Annotated in this window: 12 protein-coding genes; 8 read left to right on the top strand and 4 right to left on the bottom strand. The window is 57.6% G+C overall.

Annotated elements, in window-relative coordinates; translation table 11 throughout:
* Positions 1-51 precede the first annotated feature (51 nt).
* Together envZ and ompR are read right to left on the bottom strand one after the other, a co-directional pair.
* Positions 52-1,398 (bottom strand): two-component system sensor histidine kinase EnvZ, encoded by a 1,347-nt coding sequence (gene envZ / locus FZF21_RS20305; RefSeq protein ID WP_003861615.1) that lies wholly within the window; start codon positions 1,396-1,398, stop codon positions 52-54.
* Positions 1,395-2,114: a two-component system response regulator OmpR gene (gene ompR / locus FZF21_RS20310; protein WP_001157751.1), complete on the bottom strand. Its 720-nt coding sequence runs from the start codon at positions 2,112-2,114 to the stop codon at positions 1,395-1,397. Before ompR ends, envZ begins: the two co-directional genes overlap by 4 nt.
* Positions 2,115-2,342: 228 nt before the next feature.
* On the opposite strand from ompR, the gene greB reads away from it, so the two are divergent.
* From greB to feoC, 5 genes are all read left to right on the top strand, one after another.
* Positions 2,343-2,816, top strand: a complete 474-nt coding sequence (gene greB / locus FZF21_RS20315) for a transcription elongation factor GreB (RefSeq protein ID WP_017384149.1) — start codon at positions 2,343-2,345, stop codon at positions 2,814-2,816.
* An 87-nt stretch (positions 2,817-2,903) separates the two neighbouring features.
* Complete coding sequence (locus FZF21_RS20320) at positions 2,904-5,234, top strand: Tex family protein (RefSeq protein WP_015571440.1); 2,331 nt, start codon at positions 2,904-2,906, stop codon at positions 5,232-5,234.
* Positions 5,235-5,553: 319 nt separating this feature from the next.
* Positions 5,554-5,781, top strand: coding sequence for a ferrous iron transporter A (gene feoA, locus FZF21_RS20325; protein ID WP_003861611.1), 228 nt, complete (start codon positions 5,554-5,556; stop codon positions 5,779-5,781).
* A 30-nt stretch (positions 5,782-5,811) separates the two neighbouring features.
* Positions 5,812-8,130 (top strand): Fe(2+) transporter permease subunit FeoB, encoded by a 2,319-nt coding sequence (feoB, locus tag FZF21_RS20330; RefSeq protein ID WP_015571442.1) that lies wholly within the window; start codon positions 5,812-5,814, stop codon positions 8,128-8,130.
* A gap of 11 nt (positions 8,131-8,141) precedes the next feature.
* Positions 8,142-8,378 (top strand): [Fe-S]-dependent transcriptional repressor FeoC, encoded by a 237-nt coding sequence (gene feoC, locus FZF21_RS20335; RefSeq protein ID WP_017384148.1) that lies wholly within the window; start codon positions 8,142-8,144, stop codon positions 8,376-8,378.
* On the opposite strand, the gene bioH is transcribed toward feoC, so the two are convergent.
* The gene (gene bioH / locus FZF21_RS20340) at positions 8,353-9,135 is read right to left on the bottom strand and encodes a pimeloyl-ACP methyl ester esterase BioH (RefSeq protein WP_015571444.1); all 783 of its coding nucleotides are present in this window, start codon (positions 9,133-9,135) and stop codon (positions 8,353-8,355) included. The two genes, feoC and bioH, sit on opposite strands and share 26 nt — an antisense overlap.
* 36 nt (positions 9,136-9,171) lie before the next feature.
* On the opposite strand from bioH, the gene gntX reads away from it, so the two are divergent.
* From gntX to gntT, 3 genes are all read left to right on the top strand, one after another.
* A complete protein-coding gene (gntX, locus tag FZF21_RS20345; protein WP_017384146.1) occupies positions 9,172-9,852 on the top strand; it encodes a DNA utilization protein GntX in 681 nt (226 codons plus the stop codon).
* A 61-nt stretch (positions 9,853-9,913) separates the two neighbouring features.
* Entirely contained in the window at positions 9,914-10,489 is a 576-nt protein-coding gene (gene nfuA, locus FZF21_RS20350) for a Fe-S biogenesis protein NfuA (protein WP_003861601.1), read from the top strand.
* Positions 10,490-10,794: 305 nt separating this feature from the next.
* The gene (gntT, locus tag FZF21_RS20355; protein ID WP_017384145.1) at positions 10,795-12,111 is read left to right on the top strand and encodes a gluconate transporter; all 1,317 of its coding nucleotides are present in this window, start codon (positions 10,795-10,797) and stop codon (positions 12,109-12,111) included.
* 111 nt (positions 12,112-12,222) lie between these two features.
* On the opposite strand, the gene malQ is transcribed toward gntT, so the two are convergent.
* Positions 12,223-14,301, bottom strand: a complete 2,079-nt coding sequence (gene malQ / locus FZF21_RS20360; RefSeq protein WP_045348705.1) for a 4-alpha-glucanotransferase — start codon at positions 14,299-14,301, stop codon at positions 12,223-12,225.
* Positions 14,302-14,303: the final 2 nt, after the last annotated feature.

Consider the following 14,303-nt stretch of genomic DNA (forward strand, 5'->3'; position numbering starts at 1 on the left):
TCCCTCTCCCCGTGGGAGAGGGCCGGGGTGAGGGCATCAGGCCCCCCTTTTTTAACTCTCTTTCACCTGCCCCCGTAAAACCGGCACCGGTAACCACGCACGAATGCTCAAACCGCCCCGCTCGCTGGTGCCAATTTCCAGTAGTCCGTTATGGTTATCAACAATACGCTGCACAATCGCCAGGCCTAAGCCGGTTCCGCTGGTGCTGCGCGCGCTGTCGCCGCGCACAAATGGCTGGAACAGGTGCTTACGCTGCTCAGGCTTAATGCCCGGACCATCGTCTTCCACCTGGAACCAGGCGCGGTTGAGTTCCGTACCGCTGCTGACTTTGATCCAGCCGTTGCCGTACCGCGCCGCGTTGACCACCATATTCGCCACCGCGCGTTTAATGGAGAGCGGATGCATACGTACCTGAATCTCACCTGCCTGAAGGTCGGTCGCAATTTCACGTTCGTAGCCGCTTTCGGCGGCAACCACTTCGCCCAGAACCGCGTTCAGATCCGCCATCTCCATCGGCATCTCCTGCCCGGTGCGCAGGTAGTCGATAAACTGCTCGATGATGGCGTTACACTCTTCGATATCCTTGTTGATGGACTCTGCAAGATAACCATCCTGCTCGCCCATCATCTCTGTTGCCAGCCGGATACGCGTCAGCGGGGTGCGAAGGTCATGGCTGACCCCGGCCATCAGCAGCGTACGGTCGTCCGCCAGCTGTTTAACGCCTGCCGCCATGTGGTTAAACGCACGCGTTACCGAGCGCACTTCCGATGCGCCATACTCGCGCAGCGGCGGTGGGATAATACCTTTACCGACCTGCAATGCCGCATGCTCCAGGTCGACCAGCGGTCGGTTCTGGATACGAATAAACAGCCATGCGCCGCCGATGGCCAGCAGCATGATCGCCAGGGTGTATCGGAACAGCGGCGAGAAGTCGCCCTGATGAATCTCGGTGAGCGGAACACGCACCCAAATGTTGGGTGACAGCCAGGTTTTCAGCCAGACAACCGGCGAGCTTTTATTGACCTCAACGCGCACTTCCGTCGGGCCGCCAAGCTGCTGCGCCATCTGCTGACTGAGGAATTCATAGTGCTGCGCCCAGCGCAGGCCGGCATCTTCCGCCGCTTCGTTCGAGTAGAGAGAAATGCCCAGCTCACGGTAGATTTCCCGACGGAACGCCGGGGGAACAACCAACTGCGTGCCGTCCTCCAGTTGCAGTTTGTCGGTCATCAGCATACGCACTTCGTATGCCAGCACCTTATTAAACTGCTGAAGGCTCGGCAGGATTGCAAAGTTCAGCACCACCAGGTAGGTCGTCACCAGGCTGACGAATAGCAGGGTGACGATCAATAACAGCGTGCGGGCAAACGAACTTCGCGGCGAGAAGCGCATTCGCCTCATGCTTTAGAGCCGTCCGGGACAAACACGTAGCCCAGACCCCACACGGTCTGAATATAACGAGGATGCGCCGGATCTTCTTCCACCATACGGCGCAGACGAGAGATCTGCACGTCGATAGAACGCTCCATCGCGGAGTATTCACGACCACGCGCCAGGTTCATCAGCTTGTCACGGGAGAGCGGCTCACGCGGGTGACTGACCAGCGCTTTCAGCACCGCGAACTCGCCGCTGGTGAGCGGCATTGGCTCATCTTCACGGAACATTTCACGGGTGCCGAGGTTCAGTTTGAACTTACCGAATGCAATGACGGCCTCTTCCTGAGATGGCGCGCCCGGCAGCTCGTTCGCCTGACGACGCAGCACGGCGCGAATACGCGCCAGCAGTTCACGCGGGTTGAACGGCTTTGGAATGTAGTCATCAGCGCCAATCTCAAGGCCGACGATACGGTCAACTTCTTCACCCTTCGCCGTCACCATGATGATCGGCATCGGGTTGCTCTGGCTGCGCAGACGGCGGCAAATAGAGAGCCCGTCTTCGCCAGGCAGCATCAGGTCCAACACCATCAGGTGGAAGGATTCACGCGTCAGCAGACGATCCATCTGTTCCGCGTTCGCGACGCTACGAACCTGGAAGCCCTGCTCGGTCAGATAACGTTCCAGCAGCGCACGCAGGCGCATGTCGTCATCTACGACCAGAATTTTGTAGTTCTCTTGCATTGTGTGTACTCCCAAAGGTTCGGATAAGCCTGGAACAGCGTATTCTAAAAAAGTGCACGGGTTCGACCAGCAAATTCTGGTATAAATTCTAGACGAAATTGTTACAAAGCATATTTAACAGCAGCTTATCTGTTCATTTCATCACATAAATCATTATTAATCTTGTCTGTTACACTGTGCGCTACGTATTGTGCGCAAAGACAGTTAACCGGCATTAAAGGCTGCACCATGAAAACGCCTCTGATCACCCGTGAAGGGTACGAGAAACTCAAAAAAGAGATGGATTACCTGTGGCGCGAAGAGCGTCCGGAAGTGACCAAAAAAGTCACCTGGGCAGCAAGCCTGGGCGACCGCAGCGAGAATGCGGACTACCAGTACAATAAAAAGCGGCTGCGCGAAATCGATCGCCGGGTACGCTACCTGACGAAGTGCCTCGAGAATCTCAAAATTGTCGATTACTCCCCGCAGCAGGAAGGTAAAGTCTTCTTCGGCGCGTGGGTCGAAATTGAAAACGACAGCGGCGACACCCTGCGTTTTCGTATCGTCGGCTACGATGAAATTTTCGGTCGTAAGGATTACATTTCTATCGACTCACCCATGGCCCGCGCCCTGCTGAAAAAAGAGGTAGGCGATTTAGCCGTTGTCCAGACGCCTGCGGGTGAAGCAAGCTGGTACGTCAACGAAATCGAGTATGTTAAATAGTCCGAGAGCGCCCTCCCCGGCTGGCATTTTTTGGTGTCAGCCCGTATAACTATCCCCCTGATTTTCGATCCACAAGATGAACTGACCATGATGAAAGAGTCGCTCTGCCGCATTATTGCGGGTGAACTTCAGGCCAGAGCCGAACAGGTAGAAGCTGCCGTTCGCCTGCTTGATGAAGGGAACACCGTGCCGTTTATTGCACGTTATCGTAAGGAAGTCACCGGCGGTCTGGATGACACGCAGCTGCGAAACCTGGAGACCCGTCTGGGCTATCTTCGCGAGCTGGAAGACCGACGTCAGGCGATCCTCAAATCTATCGGCGAGCAGGGCAAGCTGACCAGTGACCTGGAAAAAGCCATTAACGGTACCCTGAGTAAAACCGAGCTCGAAGACCTCTATCTGCCGTACAAACCGAAGCGCCGCACGCGCGGGCAGATTGCGATCGAAGCCGGCCTTGAGCCACTGGCCGATCTGCTGTGGAACGAGCCGTCTCACGATCCGGAAACCGAAGCCGCCAAATTTATCGACGCCGATAAAGGCGTAGCGGACACCAAAGCTGCGCTGGACGGCGCGCGCTATATTCTGATGGAGCGCTTCGCCGAAGACGCGGCGCTGCTGGCCAAAGTGCGTGATTACCTGTGGAAGAACGCGCATATCGTCTCCACCGTGGTGTCCGGCAAAGAGGAAGAAGGCGCGAAATTCCGCGACTACTTCGATCACCACGAACCCATTTCTACCGCGCCGTCTCACCGCGCGCTGGCGATGTTCCGCGGCCGTAACGAAGGCGTGCTGCAACTCTCCCTGAATGCCGATCCGCAGTTTGACGAGCCGCCAAAAGAGAGTCACTGCGAGCAGATCATTATCGACCATCTGGGTCTGCGCCTGAACAACGCCCCGGCGGACAGCTGGCGCAAAGGCGTGGTGAGCTGGACCTGGCGCATCAAGGTTCTGATGCACCTCGAAACCGAGCTGATGGGCACCGTGCGCGAGCGCGCCGAAGACGAAGCGATCAACGTCTTCGCCCGTAACCTGCACGACCTGCTGATGGCGGCGCCAGCTGGCCTGCGCGCCACCATGGGTCTCGATCCGGGTCTGCGTACCGGCGTGAAGGTGGCTGTGGTTGACGGCACCGGCAAGCTGGTTGCCACCGACACCATTTACCCGCACACCGGTCAGGCAGCGAAAGCGGCTGTCGTCGTCGCCGCGCTGTGCGAGAAGTACAACGTTGAGCTGGTTGCCATCGGTAACGGTACGGCGTCCCGCGAAACCGAACGTTTCTATCTCGACGTGCAGAAGCAGTTCCCGAAAGTGACGGCGCAGAAAGTGATCGTCAGCGAAGCGGGGGCATCGGTCTACTCCGCCTCTGAGCTGGCAGCGCAGGAGTTCCCGGATCTGGACGTTTCCCTGCGCGGTGCGGTCTCTATCGCCCGTCGTTTGCAGGATCCGCTGGCGGAGCTGGTGAAGATTGACCCGAAATCCATCGGCGTGGGCCAGTATCAGCACGACGTGAGCCAGACGCAGCTGGCGCGCAAGCTGGATGCGGTAGTGGAAGACTGTGTTAACGCCGTCGGCGTGGACCTGAACACCGCTTCCGTTCCCCTGCTGACCCGCGTGGCGGGCCTGACCCGTATGATGGCGCAGAATATCGTCGCCTGGCGTGATGAGAACGGTCAGTTCCAGAACCGCCAGCAGCTGCTGAAGGTGAGCCGTCTGGGGCCAAAAGCATTTGAGCAGTGCGCGGGCTTCCTGCGCATCAATCACGGCGATAACCCGCTGGATGCCTCTACCGTTCACCCGGAAGCCTATCCAGTTGTCGAGCGTATCCTGGCCGCCACCCGGCAAGCGCTGAAAGACCTGATGGGCGACAGCAGCGCGCTGCGTAACCTGAAAGCGGTGGATTTCACCGACGAACAGTTCGGCGTGCCGACGGTCACCGACATCATCAAAGAGCTGGAAAAACCGGGCCGCGATCCGCGTCCTGAGTTTAAAACCGCGACCTTTGCTGAGGGCGTAGAAACCATGAACGACCTGCTGCCGGGCATGGTGCTGGAGGGGGCGGTAACCAACGTCACCAACTTTGGCGCATTTGTGGATATCGGCGTGCATCAGGATGGTCTGGTGCATATCTCTTCCCTCGCCGACAAGTTCGTTGAAGATCCGCACACCGTGGTCAAAGCGGGCGACATCGTGAAGGTGAAAGTGCTCGAAGTGGATCTCCAGCGCAAGCGTATTGCCCTGACCATGCGTCTGGACGAGCAGCCGGGCGACACTAACGCGCGCCGTGGCGGTAATGGCGGTGGCCGTGAACAGCAGCGTCCGGCAGCGAAAGCCGCGAAGCCACGCGGACGTGACGCACAGCCGGCGGGCAACAGCGCGATGATGGATGCGCTGGCAGCGGCGATGGGTAAGAAACGCTAATGCTGTAAATGCCCGGTGGCGCGACGCTTACCGGGCCTACGGTTTTGTAGGCCGGGCAAACGCAATGCCGCCCGGCAAGCAGGCCGCAGGGAATTAAAATAAATATGTTGTATCCATATTTAAACCACGAATTATCACCTCATTAACAAATAGCCCTCTTTTTATTTTCACCTCAATTTCGAAAATATTGAGCAAGGTCAAGCAGACCGCAAATTAATACGATTAACAACATCCCGTCACATTTTTATTATTGCTGATAAAAACTATTCTCATTATCATCGCAGTGTAGATTATTTAACCTATCGTGGAATCAGGCGCTATGCAATTCACTCCAGACAGTGCGTGGAAAATTATCGGTTTTACCCGTGAGATAAGCCCGGCCTATCGGCAGAAGCTCCTGTCACTGGGCATGCTACCCGGCTCATCATTCCAGGTTGTGCGCGTTGCGCCGTTGGGCGATCCAGTTCATATCGAAACCCGACGCGTTAATCTGGTTCTGCGTAAAAAAGACCTCGCATTAATTGAAGTTGAATCTTTATCCCGTTAACAAGCCAGCGGTTTCAGTGAGTCTATTACAATGAAAAAATTAACTATTGGCTTAATTGGCAATCCTAATTCCGGCAAGACAACCTTATTTAATCAGTTAACCGGCGCACGCCAGCGTGTGGGAAATTGGGCAGGCGTGACGGTGGAACGCAAAGAAGGCCAGTTCACCACGACAGATAATCAGGTCACGCTGGTTGATTTACCGGGGACCTATTCCCTCACCACGATTTCATCCCAGACCTCTCTCGATGAGCAAATTGCCTGCCACTATATTCTGAGCGGCGACGCGGATCTGCTTATCAACGTGGTGGATGCCTCTAACCTCGAACGAAATCTGTATCTCACGTTACAGCTGCTGGAGCTGGGTATTCCCTGCATCGTGGCGCTTAACATGCTCGACATCGCGGAGAAGCAAAAGCTGCGCATCGACGTCGATGCCCTCTCCGCCCGTCTGGGCTGCCCGGTGGTTCCGCTGGTTTCTACCCGCGCGCGCGGCATTGACGCCCTGAAGCTGGCGATTGACCGCCACACGGGCAATGCCGACGTCGAACTGGTGCACTATGCCCAGCCGCTGCTGCGCGAAGCCGGGCAGCTGGCGCAGGAGATGGACAACAGCATGCCCGCCAGACAACGTCTGTGGCTTGGCCTGCAAATGCTGGAAGGCGATATCTACAGCCGCGCCTACGCAGGCGATGCGGCGGATAAGCTGGACGTCGCACAGGCTCGCCTGAGCGACGAGCTGGATGACCCGGCCCTGCACATTGCGGATGCGCGCTATCAGGCCATTGCCGCTATCTGTGACGTGGTCAGCAATGCATTAACCGCTGAACCCAGCCGCTTCACCGCCGCCGTGGATAAGATTGTGCTCAACCGCTTCCTCGGTTTACCGATCTTTTTACTGGTGATGTATGTGATGTTCCTGCTCGCCATTAACATCGGCGGTGCATTGCAACCTATCTTTGATGGCGGCTCTGTCGCTATCTTCGTGCACGGTATTCAGTGGCTGGGCTACACCCTCCACTTCCCGGAATGGTTGACCATCTTCCTTGCGCAGGGGATCGGCGGCGGGATCAATACCGTCCTGCCGCTGGTGCCGCAGATCGGCATGATGTACCTGTTCCTCTCCTTCCTTGAGGATTCCGGTTACATGGCGCGCGCCGCCTTCGTGATGGACCGCCTGATGCAGGCGCTGGGGCTGCCGGGCAAATCCTTCGTGCCGCTGATTGTCGGCTTTGGCTGTAACGTGCCGTCAGTCATGGGCGCGCGTACGCTGGATGCCCCGCGCGAACGCCTGATGACCATCATGATGGCGCCGTTCATGTCCTGCGGCGCGCGGCTGGCGATCTTCGCGGTCTTTGCCGCGGCGTTCTTTGGTCAGGAAGGAGCGCTGGCCGTCTTTTCCCTGTATGTGCTGGGTATCGTGATGGCTATTCTCACCGGCCTGATGCTGAAGCACACCATCATGCGTGGCGAAGCGTCGCCGTTCGTGATGGAACTGCCGGTTTATCACGTTCCGCATCTGAAAAGCCTGATTATTCAGACATGGCAGCGCCTGAAGGGCTTCGTTCTGCGCGCCGGTAAGGTGATTGTGGTGGTCAGCATTTTCCTGAGCGCCCTGAACAGCTTCACTCTGAGCGGCCAGGCCGCGGACAACATTAATGACTCTGCCCTGGCCTCCGTCAGCCGGATCATTACGCCGGTCTTCAAACCGATTGGCGTTCAGGAAGACAACTGGCAGGCAACCGTGGGCCTGTTCACCGGCGCGATGGCAAAAGAGGTGGTTGTCGGCACCCTGAACACGCTTTACACCGCGGAAAACATCCAGGAAGAGGAGTTTAATCCGGCAGCGTTCAACCTCGGCGATGAACTGCTTGGCGCGGTGGAAGAAACCTGGCAGAGCCTGAAAGACACCTTCAGCCTGAGCGTACTGGCGAACCCGATTGAAGCCAGCAAAGGCGACGGCGAAATGGCGACCGGAGCAATGGGCGTGATGGGCCAGAAATTTGGCAGCGCGTCGGCGGCCTACAGCTACCTGATCTTCGTCCTGCTCTATATTCCGTGCATCTCGGTCATGGGCGCCATTGCCCGTGAGTCCAGCCGCGGCTGGATGGGCTTCTCCATTCTGTGGGGGCTGAACATTGCCTACTCGCTGGCGACCGTGTTTTATCAGGCCGTCAATTACAGCCAGCATCCGCGCTACAGCCTGGTCTGTATCCTCGCGGTGATCCTGTTTAACGTGATGGTGATTGGCCTGCTGCGCCGGGCGCGTAGCCGCGTTGACGTTAACCTGCTGGCAACGCGCAAAACCCCGACGACCTGCTGTAGCAGCCCTGCGGGCGACTGTCACTAAGGGGAAGAAAGATGGCATCGTTGATTCAGGTTCGTGACTTACTGGCGTTACAGGGGCGAATGGAGGCGAAGCAGCTCAGCCTCAGCCTGCATACGCCGCAGCCGATGATCGATGCCATGCTGGAAAGGCTGGAGGCCATGGGGAAAGCCGTGCGCATTCAGGAAGAGCCGGACGGTTGTCTGTCCGGCAGTTGTAAGAGTTGTCCTGAAGGTAAAGCCTGTCTCAGGGAGTGGTGGACGCTTCGCTGATAAAACCGGACAGCGCCGAACAAAACTCAGCAGGATGAGAGATGAACGGCGCATGTGCCGCTTTGGCAACCACCATTGATTTACTCTCCGGCCACAGCGCATCCAGCAGCGGAACCACCTTGCGCGGAACCAGTCCATCCAGATAGCCATAAATACGCAGATGCGGCACCGTTAACGACGCCAGCGGCTCGCGCAGATCGGCCGTTTTCAGGATCTCCAGCCCTCCGTTCAGCACCTCAACCTCCGGCATCGGCAGAGAAAGCACCGTCTGCTTCAGCGTCCGCGCATCCTGACGGGCGGTTTCTGTTCCCATCGTCTGTAATGCCAGGAAACGCTCCACCGTCCGCTGGAAGTCTTCGCTCAGTTGATGCTGGAACCCGGCCAGCACCTCAGGTTTGATGCCCGGCCACGCCTCGCGGGCGCTGAAACAGGGTGATGAGGCAACGGTGATCAGCGCCTGGACCCGTTCAGGATGGCGCAGCGCAATCTGGCTTGCCACCAGCCCGCCCAGGCTCCAGCCGAGCCAGACGGCTTTTTGCGGCGCCGCTTCCAGAACCTGCTCCGCCATGTCGTCGAGCGTCATCGCGCCGTAGCCGTGGCTGCGGCCATAGCCCGGTAGATCCACCAGGTGTACCGTGAATTGCGAGGCCAGTTCCTCACTTATGCAACGCCACACTTCGGCGTTCAGTCCCCATCCGTGCAGCAGCACAAGATGACAATTTCCCGTCCCAACGGTCTGCCACCACAGCGTCTTCATCAGTTAACGTTCTCTTTTTTCACATGGAGGTTGCGTATGCTAACAGTGCCCGGCTTGTGCTGGCTATGCCGAATGCCACTTGCGATGAGCGCGTGGGGCGTCTGTTCCGTTTGCACGCGAGCACTGGGTTACCTGAAGGGCTGTCCGCAATGCGGCTTGCCTGCCGTAAGCCAGACGCTCCCCTGCGGCCGTTGCCTGAAAAAAGCGCCGCCGTGGAGCGCGCTGGTGGCGGTAGATGATTACGTTTTGCCGCTGAGTCGTCTGGTTCATCAGTTTAAGTTTTCCAGCCAGACTGCACTGGCGCAGCCCCTGGCACGCCTGTTGTTACTGGCGGTATTACAGGCGCGAAGAACGCGCGGGCTGCCGCCGGTCGACACGCTTGTGAACGTGCCACTGTTTCAGCGTCGGCACTGGCGGCGGGGATACAATCAGAGCGACCTGCTGTGCCGTCCGCTCGCCCACTGGCTGGGTTGCCGGTACCCAGCCTCTGCGCTGAAACGTACTCATGCCACTGCCGTTCAGCACCGGCTCAACGCCCGGTCGCGCAAAAGGAACCTGAAAAACGCCTTTCGCCTTGAATTGCCGGTCAACGGCCTCCATATCGCGATTGTGGATGATGTCGTCACCACGGGCAGTACCGTGGCTGAACTTTCCCGACTGCTTTTGCAAAGCGGCGCCGCGTCAGTTCAGGTATGGTGTCTGTGCCGTACCTTGTAGCCCTTCTTCAATGGGCGTATGATTATACCCAGGTAATTTAGTCAACTATTAGGCCAAAGCTATGATCCGTATTTCCGATTCTGCACAAGCGCACTTTGCCAAACTGCTGGCAAATCAGGAAGAAGGGACGCAGATCCGCGTGTTTGTGATCAATCCAGGCACTCCGAATGCAGAATGTGGTGTCTCTTATTGTCCTCCGGATGCTGTGGAAGCAACTGACACTGCCCTTAAATTTGAACAGCTCACCGCGTACGTTGATGAGCTGAGCGCGCCGTATCTTGAAGATGCGGAGATTGATTTCGTCACTGACCAGCTGGGTTCTCAGCTGACGCTGAAGGCGCCAAACGCGAAGATGCGTAAAGTTTCTGACGATGCCCCGCTGATGGAGCGTGTGGAATATCTGCTGCAATCGCAGATCAACCCGCAGCTGGCCGGCCACGGGGGACGTGTTTCCCTGATGGAAATCACCGAAGATGGTCTGGCGATCCTGCAATTCGGCGGCGGCTGTAACGGCTGCTCCATGGTTGATGTAACCCTGAAAGAAGGGATCGAGAAGCAGCTGCTGAACGAATTTCCGGAACTGAAAGGCGTGCGCGATCTGACCGAGCACCAGCGCGGCGAGCACTCTTACTACTGATTCAGTCCCCGTCTGTATTGCCCGGTGGCGCTGCGCTTACCGGGCCTACTTTTTCTTGCCTCCCCCTCTGTATGTTGACCTGCGTCTCATAATTCAAATTTTGCCTCCCTGGGTGATTCTCAATCACCGCATGTTACCCGTATCATTCTCGTGGGCACTCAACACCCTTATAACAGCCGACTAAACTTAACGTTTTCGCAGGCATCAGTATGAGTGCCGTTAACACTCTGTTCCCAGTTGGGACAACCGGAATTTGTCGTTGAAACAATGACGTTACCCATAACAATTCAAAGGCCAGGTCAATCATGCCATTAGTCATCGTCGCTATCGGTGTTGTGTTATTACTGCTCTTGATGATCCGCTTCAAAATGAACGGATTTATCGCTCTGGTTCTGGTGGCACTTGCAGTCGGTCTGATGCAGGGAATGCCGCTGGTTAAAGTTATCAGCTCCATTAAAGCCGGTGTCGGCGGTACGCTCGGCAGCCTGGCGCTGATCATGGGCTTCGGCGCCATGCTCGGTAAAATGCTCGCGGACTGCGGTGGCGCACAGCGTATTGCCACCACGCTGATCGACAAATTTGGTAAGAAGAACATTCAATGGGCGGTGGTGTTAACCGGTTTTACCGTCGGTTTCGCGCTGTTCTATGAAGTGGGCTTCGTGCTGATGCTGCCGCTGGTGTTCACCATCGCCGCTGCCGCCAACATCCCGCTGCTGTTCGTGGGTGTGCCGATGGCTGCGGCGCTGTCCGTCACCCACGGTTTCCTGCCGCCGCACCCGGGCCCAACGGCTATCGCCACCATCTTCCATGCCGATATGGGTAAAACCCTGCTGTTTGGTACGATTCTGGCGATCCCGACGGTGATTCTGGCAGGCCCGGTGTATGCGCGCTTCCTGAAAGGCATTGATAAGCCTATCCCGGAAGGGCTGTACAGCGCCAAAACCTTTACTGAAGAAGAGATGCCAGGCTTTGGCGTCAGCGTCTGGACCTCACTGGTACCGGTGATCCTGATGGCGATGCGTGCCATAGCAGAGATGGTTCTGCCGAAAGGTCACGCGTTCCTGTCCGTTGCGGAGTTCCTGGGCGACCCGGTGATGGCTACGCTGATTGCGGTCCTGATCGCCATGTTCACCTTCGGTCTTAACCGTGGCCGTTCCATGGATCAGATCAACGACACGCTGACTTCTTCCATCAAAATCATTGCCATGATGCTGCTGATCATCGGCGGTGGCGGCGCGTTCAAGCAGGTGCTGGTCGACAGCGGCGTGGATAAATACATCGCTGCCATGATGCATGAAACCAACGTCTCCCCGCTGCTGATGGCATGGTCTATCGCCGCGGTGTTGCGTATCGCGCTGGGCTCTGCGACCGTTGCGGCGATTACCGCGGGCGGTATCGTTGCGCCGCTGATTGCGACCACGGGCGTAAGCCCTGAGCTGATGGTTATCGCGGTTGGTTCCGGGAGCGTGATTTTCTCCCACGTGAACGATCCGGGCTTCTGGCTGTTCAAGGAGTACTTCAACCTGACCATCGGTGAAACCATCAAGTCCTGGTCCGCGCTGGAAACCATTATTTCGGTGTGCGGTCTGGTCGGGGTGCTGCTGTTGAATATGGTGGTTTGATGTATTAAGTCGGGTGGCGGCTATGCCTTACCCGACCTACTTAATGCACGTAGGCCCGGTAAGCGTTAGCGCCACCGGGCAATAAAAAACCCGCCACTGGCGGGTTTTTTATCACTTCTTCGCGGCTGCTTTTCGCCGTTTATCCAAATCCTTAATCAACCTGTTCACCCCGTCATCGGCAAACATCGCTTCAAGCGTTGTGGACAGCTTGCGACGCCAGTTTTTGTACTGATAGCTGGTGCCGGGGATGTTTACCGGCTCCGCCATATCAATCCAGTCTTCCGGTTGCAGACCGAGCAACGCGCTGTTGCTGTCGGCAATATAGCGCTGTAAGCCACGGTTAAGCGTTGGCGTCATCGACATCAGCGACGCCTTATGCCCGGCGCGCTTCGGCAGACAGCCATGCTTATGCAGCGCATCCAGCAACCCCTGCTTCGCCAGCTCGCGATCCTGATACAGCCCACGCAGAACCTCTTCATCCGGGTAGAGACCCAGCGTTTTGCCGAGCGTCAGGTCGCCGCTTTCCCAGTAGCCTCTGAGCGTAGGAAGATCATGCGTCGTCGCGACTGCCATTGACTGTTCAGGGTACGCTTTCGGCGCGCGGAAGGTTTTCTCATGGTCGTTTTCAAAATAGAGCACTTTGTAGGAGTAAACCCCGCTGTCGCGGAGCTTGCTGACAATTTCCACCGGCACGGTACCGAGATCTTCGCCAATCACCATGCACTGATGACGTTTACTCTCCAGCGCGAGGATTGAGAGCAGGTCGTCCACCGGATACTGCACGTACGCCCCGTGGTCAGCCGTTTCACCGTACGGGATCCACCACAGGCGCAGCACGGACATCACGTGGTCGATACGCAACGCGCCGCAGTTCTGCATGTTAGCGCGTAGCAGGTCGATAAACGGCTCGTAGGCACGCGCCGCCATCACGTGCGGATCCATCGGTGGCAAGCCCCAGTTCTGACCAAGCGGGCCAAGAATGTCCGGCGGCGCCCCCACAGAAGCTTTCAGGCAGTAAAGTTCACGGTCACACCAGGTTTCCGCCCCGCCTTCCGCCACGCCGACGGCCAGATCGCGATACAGCCCGATCGGCATGTTATAGCCCTGGCTCACCTGCCAGCAGGCGGCAAACTGGCTGTACGCCAGCCACTGCAACCAGAGATAGAAATCCACCTCGTCGGCATGCGTCTCACAGAACGCCTTCACTTCCGGGGTATCCACGGACTGATACGCTTCCGGCCACACCGGCCAGCCCCAGCGCATCTCGTCCTCCTGAACCTGATACGCATGCAGCGCATCAAACGCTGCCTGCCAGTAAAGGCTCTCGCCTTCCTGCATTACAAACTGGCGGAAGGCTGCCATCTGCTCGTCGTCACGCTTCGCAAAGCCCTTCCAGGCCAGACGCAGAGCCGCCATTTTCAGCGCGGTAACGGAGGCGTAATCAACCCAGTCCGCATCGCGGGCCTGTTTCAGCAGCTGTTGGGTGGTCTCAAGCTTCCACCACGCCTGCGCCTCTTTGCTGTTTTTGAAATCGTCTAACGCGTTAACGTCGATGTAAATCACGTTCAGCCAGCGACGGGAAGACGGGCTGTACGGGCTGGCGCTTTCCGGATTCGCCGGATAGAGGGCGTGGATCGGGTTGAGGCCGATGAACGCGCCGCCGCGCTCACCAACAGATGCCAGCATCTTTTTCAGGTCGCCAAAATCGCCAATGCCCCAGTTGCTGTCCGAACGCAGGGTATAGAGCTGCACGCAGGCGCCCCACAGCTTTTTGCCTTCACGCAGCGCCTGCGGCTCATAGCAGCGCTTTGGCGCCACAATCACCCGACAGTGAAAACGCTGGTCGTCCCGGGTCAGCGTAAGCGTGTGGTAGCCCTCCGGCAGCTTCGCCGGAAGGTTGAGGGTTTTGCCGCCGGTGGCATGGCCTTTGTGCTGATGCCCCTCTTCGGTGGTGAGCAGCCAGCTGAACTCGCCGCGCCCTTCCACCGCCAGCGGCATCTTTTTGCCCGCGGTAAAGACCTTGACGTTCGGCACCGGCGCACCCGACGCTTTCGCGTCGGTTTTGTGCATGGCATCCAGCAAACGTCTTTTGGTGTCCGCACCAATAGACTGCGGTTTGCCGTGCGCATTGATGTAACTGAGGCTAATTCCCGCCGCCTGCGCGGCACTGTCCAGACGTTTACTCTCCATCG

The sequence above is a fragment of the Enterobacter sp. LU1 genome, from assembly GCF_008271405.2.
GTDB lineage: Bacteria > Pseudomonadota > Gammaproteobacteria > Enterobacterales > Enterobacteriaceae > Enterobacter > Enterobacter hormaechei_C.

What these genes read in the sequence shown, in the direction of transcription:
- envZ (WP_003861615.1), bottom strand. Translation starts at nt 1,398, where the DNA reads ATGAGGCGAATGCGCTTCTCGCCGCGAAGTTCGTTTGCCCGCACGCTG.
- feoA (WP_003861611.1), top strand. Translation starts at nt 5,554, where the DNA reads ATGCAATTCACTCCAGACAGTGCGTGGAAAATTATCGGTTTTACCCGT.
- ompR (WP_001157751.1), bottom strand. Translation starts at nt 2,114, where the DNA reads ATGCAAGAGAACTACAAAATTCTGGTCGTAGATGACGACATGCGCCTG.
- FZF21_RS20320 (WP_015571440.1), top strand. Translation starts at nt 2,904, where the DNA reads ATGATGAAAGAGTCGCTCTGCCGCATTATTGCGGGTGAACTTCAGGCC.
- malQ (WP_045348705.1), bottom strand. Translation starts at nt 14,301, where the DNA reads ATGGAGAGTAAACGTCTGGACAGTGCCGCGCAGGCGGCGGGAATTAGC.
- feoC (WP_017384148.1), top strand. Translation starts at nt 8,142, where the DNA reads ATGGCATCGTTGATTCAGGTTCGTGACTTACTGGCGTTACAGGGGCGA.
- feoB (WP_015571442.1), top strand. Translation starts at nt 5,812, where the DNA reads ATGAAAAAATTAACTATTGGCTTAATTGGCAATCCTAATTCCGGCAAG.
- greB (WP_017384149.1), top strand. Translation starts at nt 2,343, where the DNA reads ATGAAAACGCCTCTGATCACCCGTGAAGGGTACGAGAAACTCAAAAAA.
- bioH (WP_015571444.1), bottom strand. Translation starts at nt 9,135, where the DNA reads ATGAAGACGCTGTGGTGGCAGACCGTTGGGACGGGAAATTGTCATCTT.
- nfuA (WP_003861601.1), top strand. Translation starts at nt 9,914, where the DNA reads ATGATCCGTATTTCCGATTCTGCACAAGCGCACTTTGCCAAACTGCTG.
- gntX (WP_017384146.1), top strand. Translation starts at nt 9,172, where the DNA reads ATGCTAACAGTGCCCGGCTTGTGCTGGCTATGCCGAATGCCACTTGCG.
- gntT (WP_017384145.1), top strand. Translation starts at nt 10,795, where the DNA reads ATGCCATTAGTCATCGTCGCTATCGGTGTTGTGTTATTACTGCTCTTG.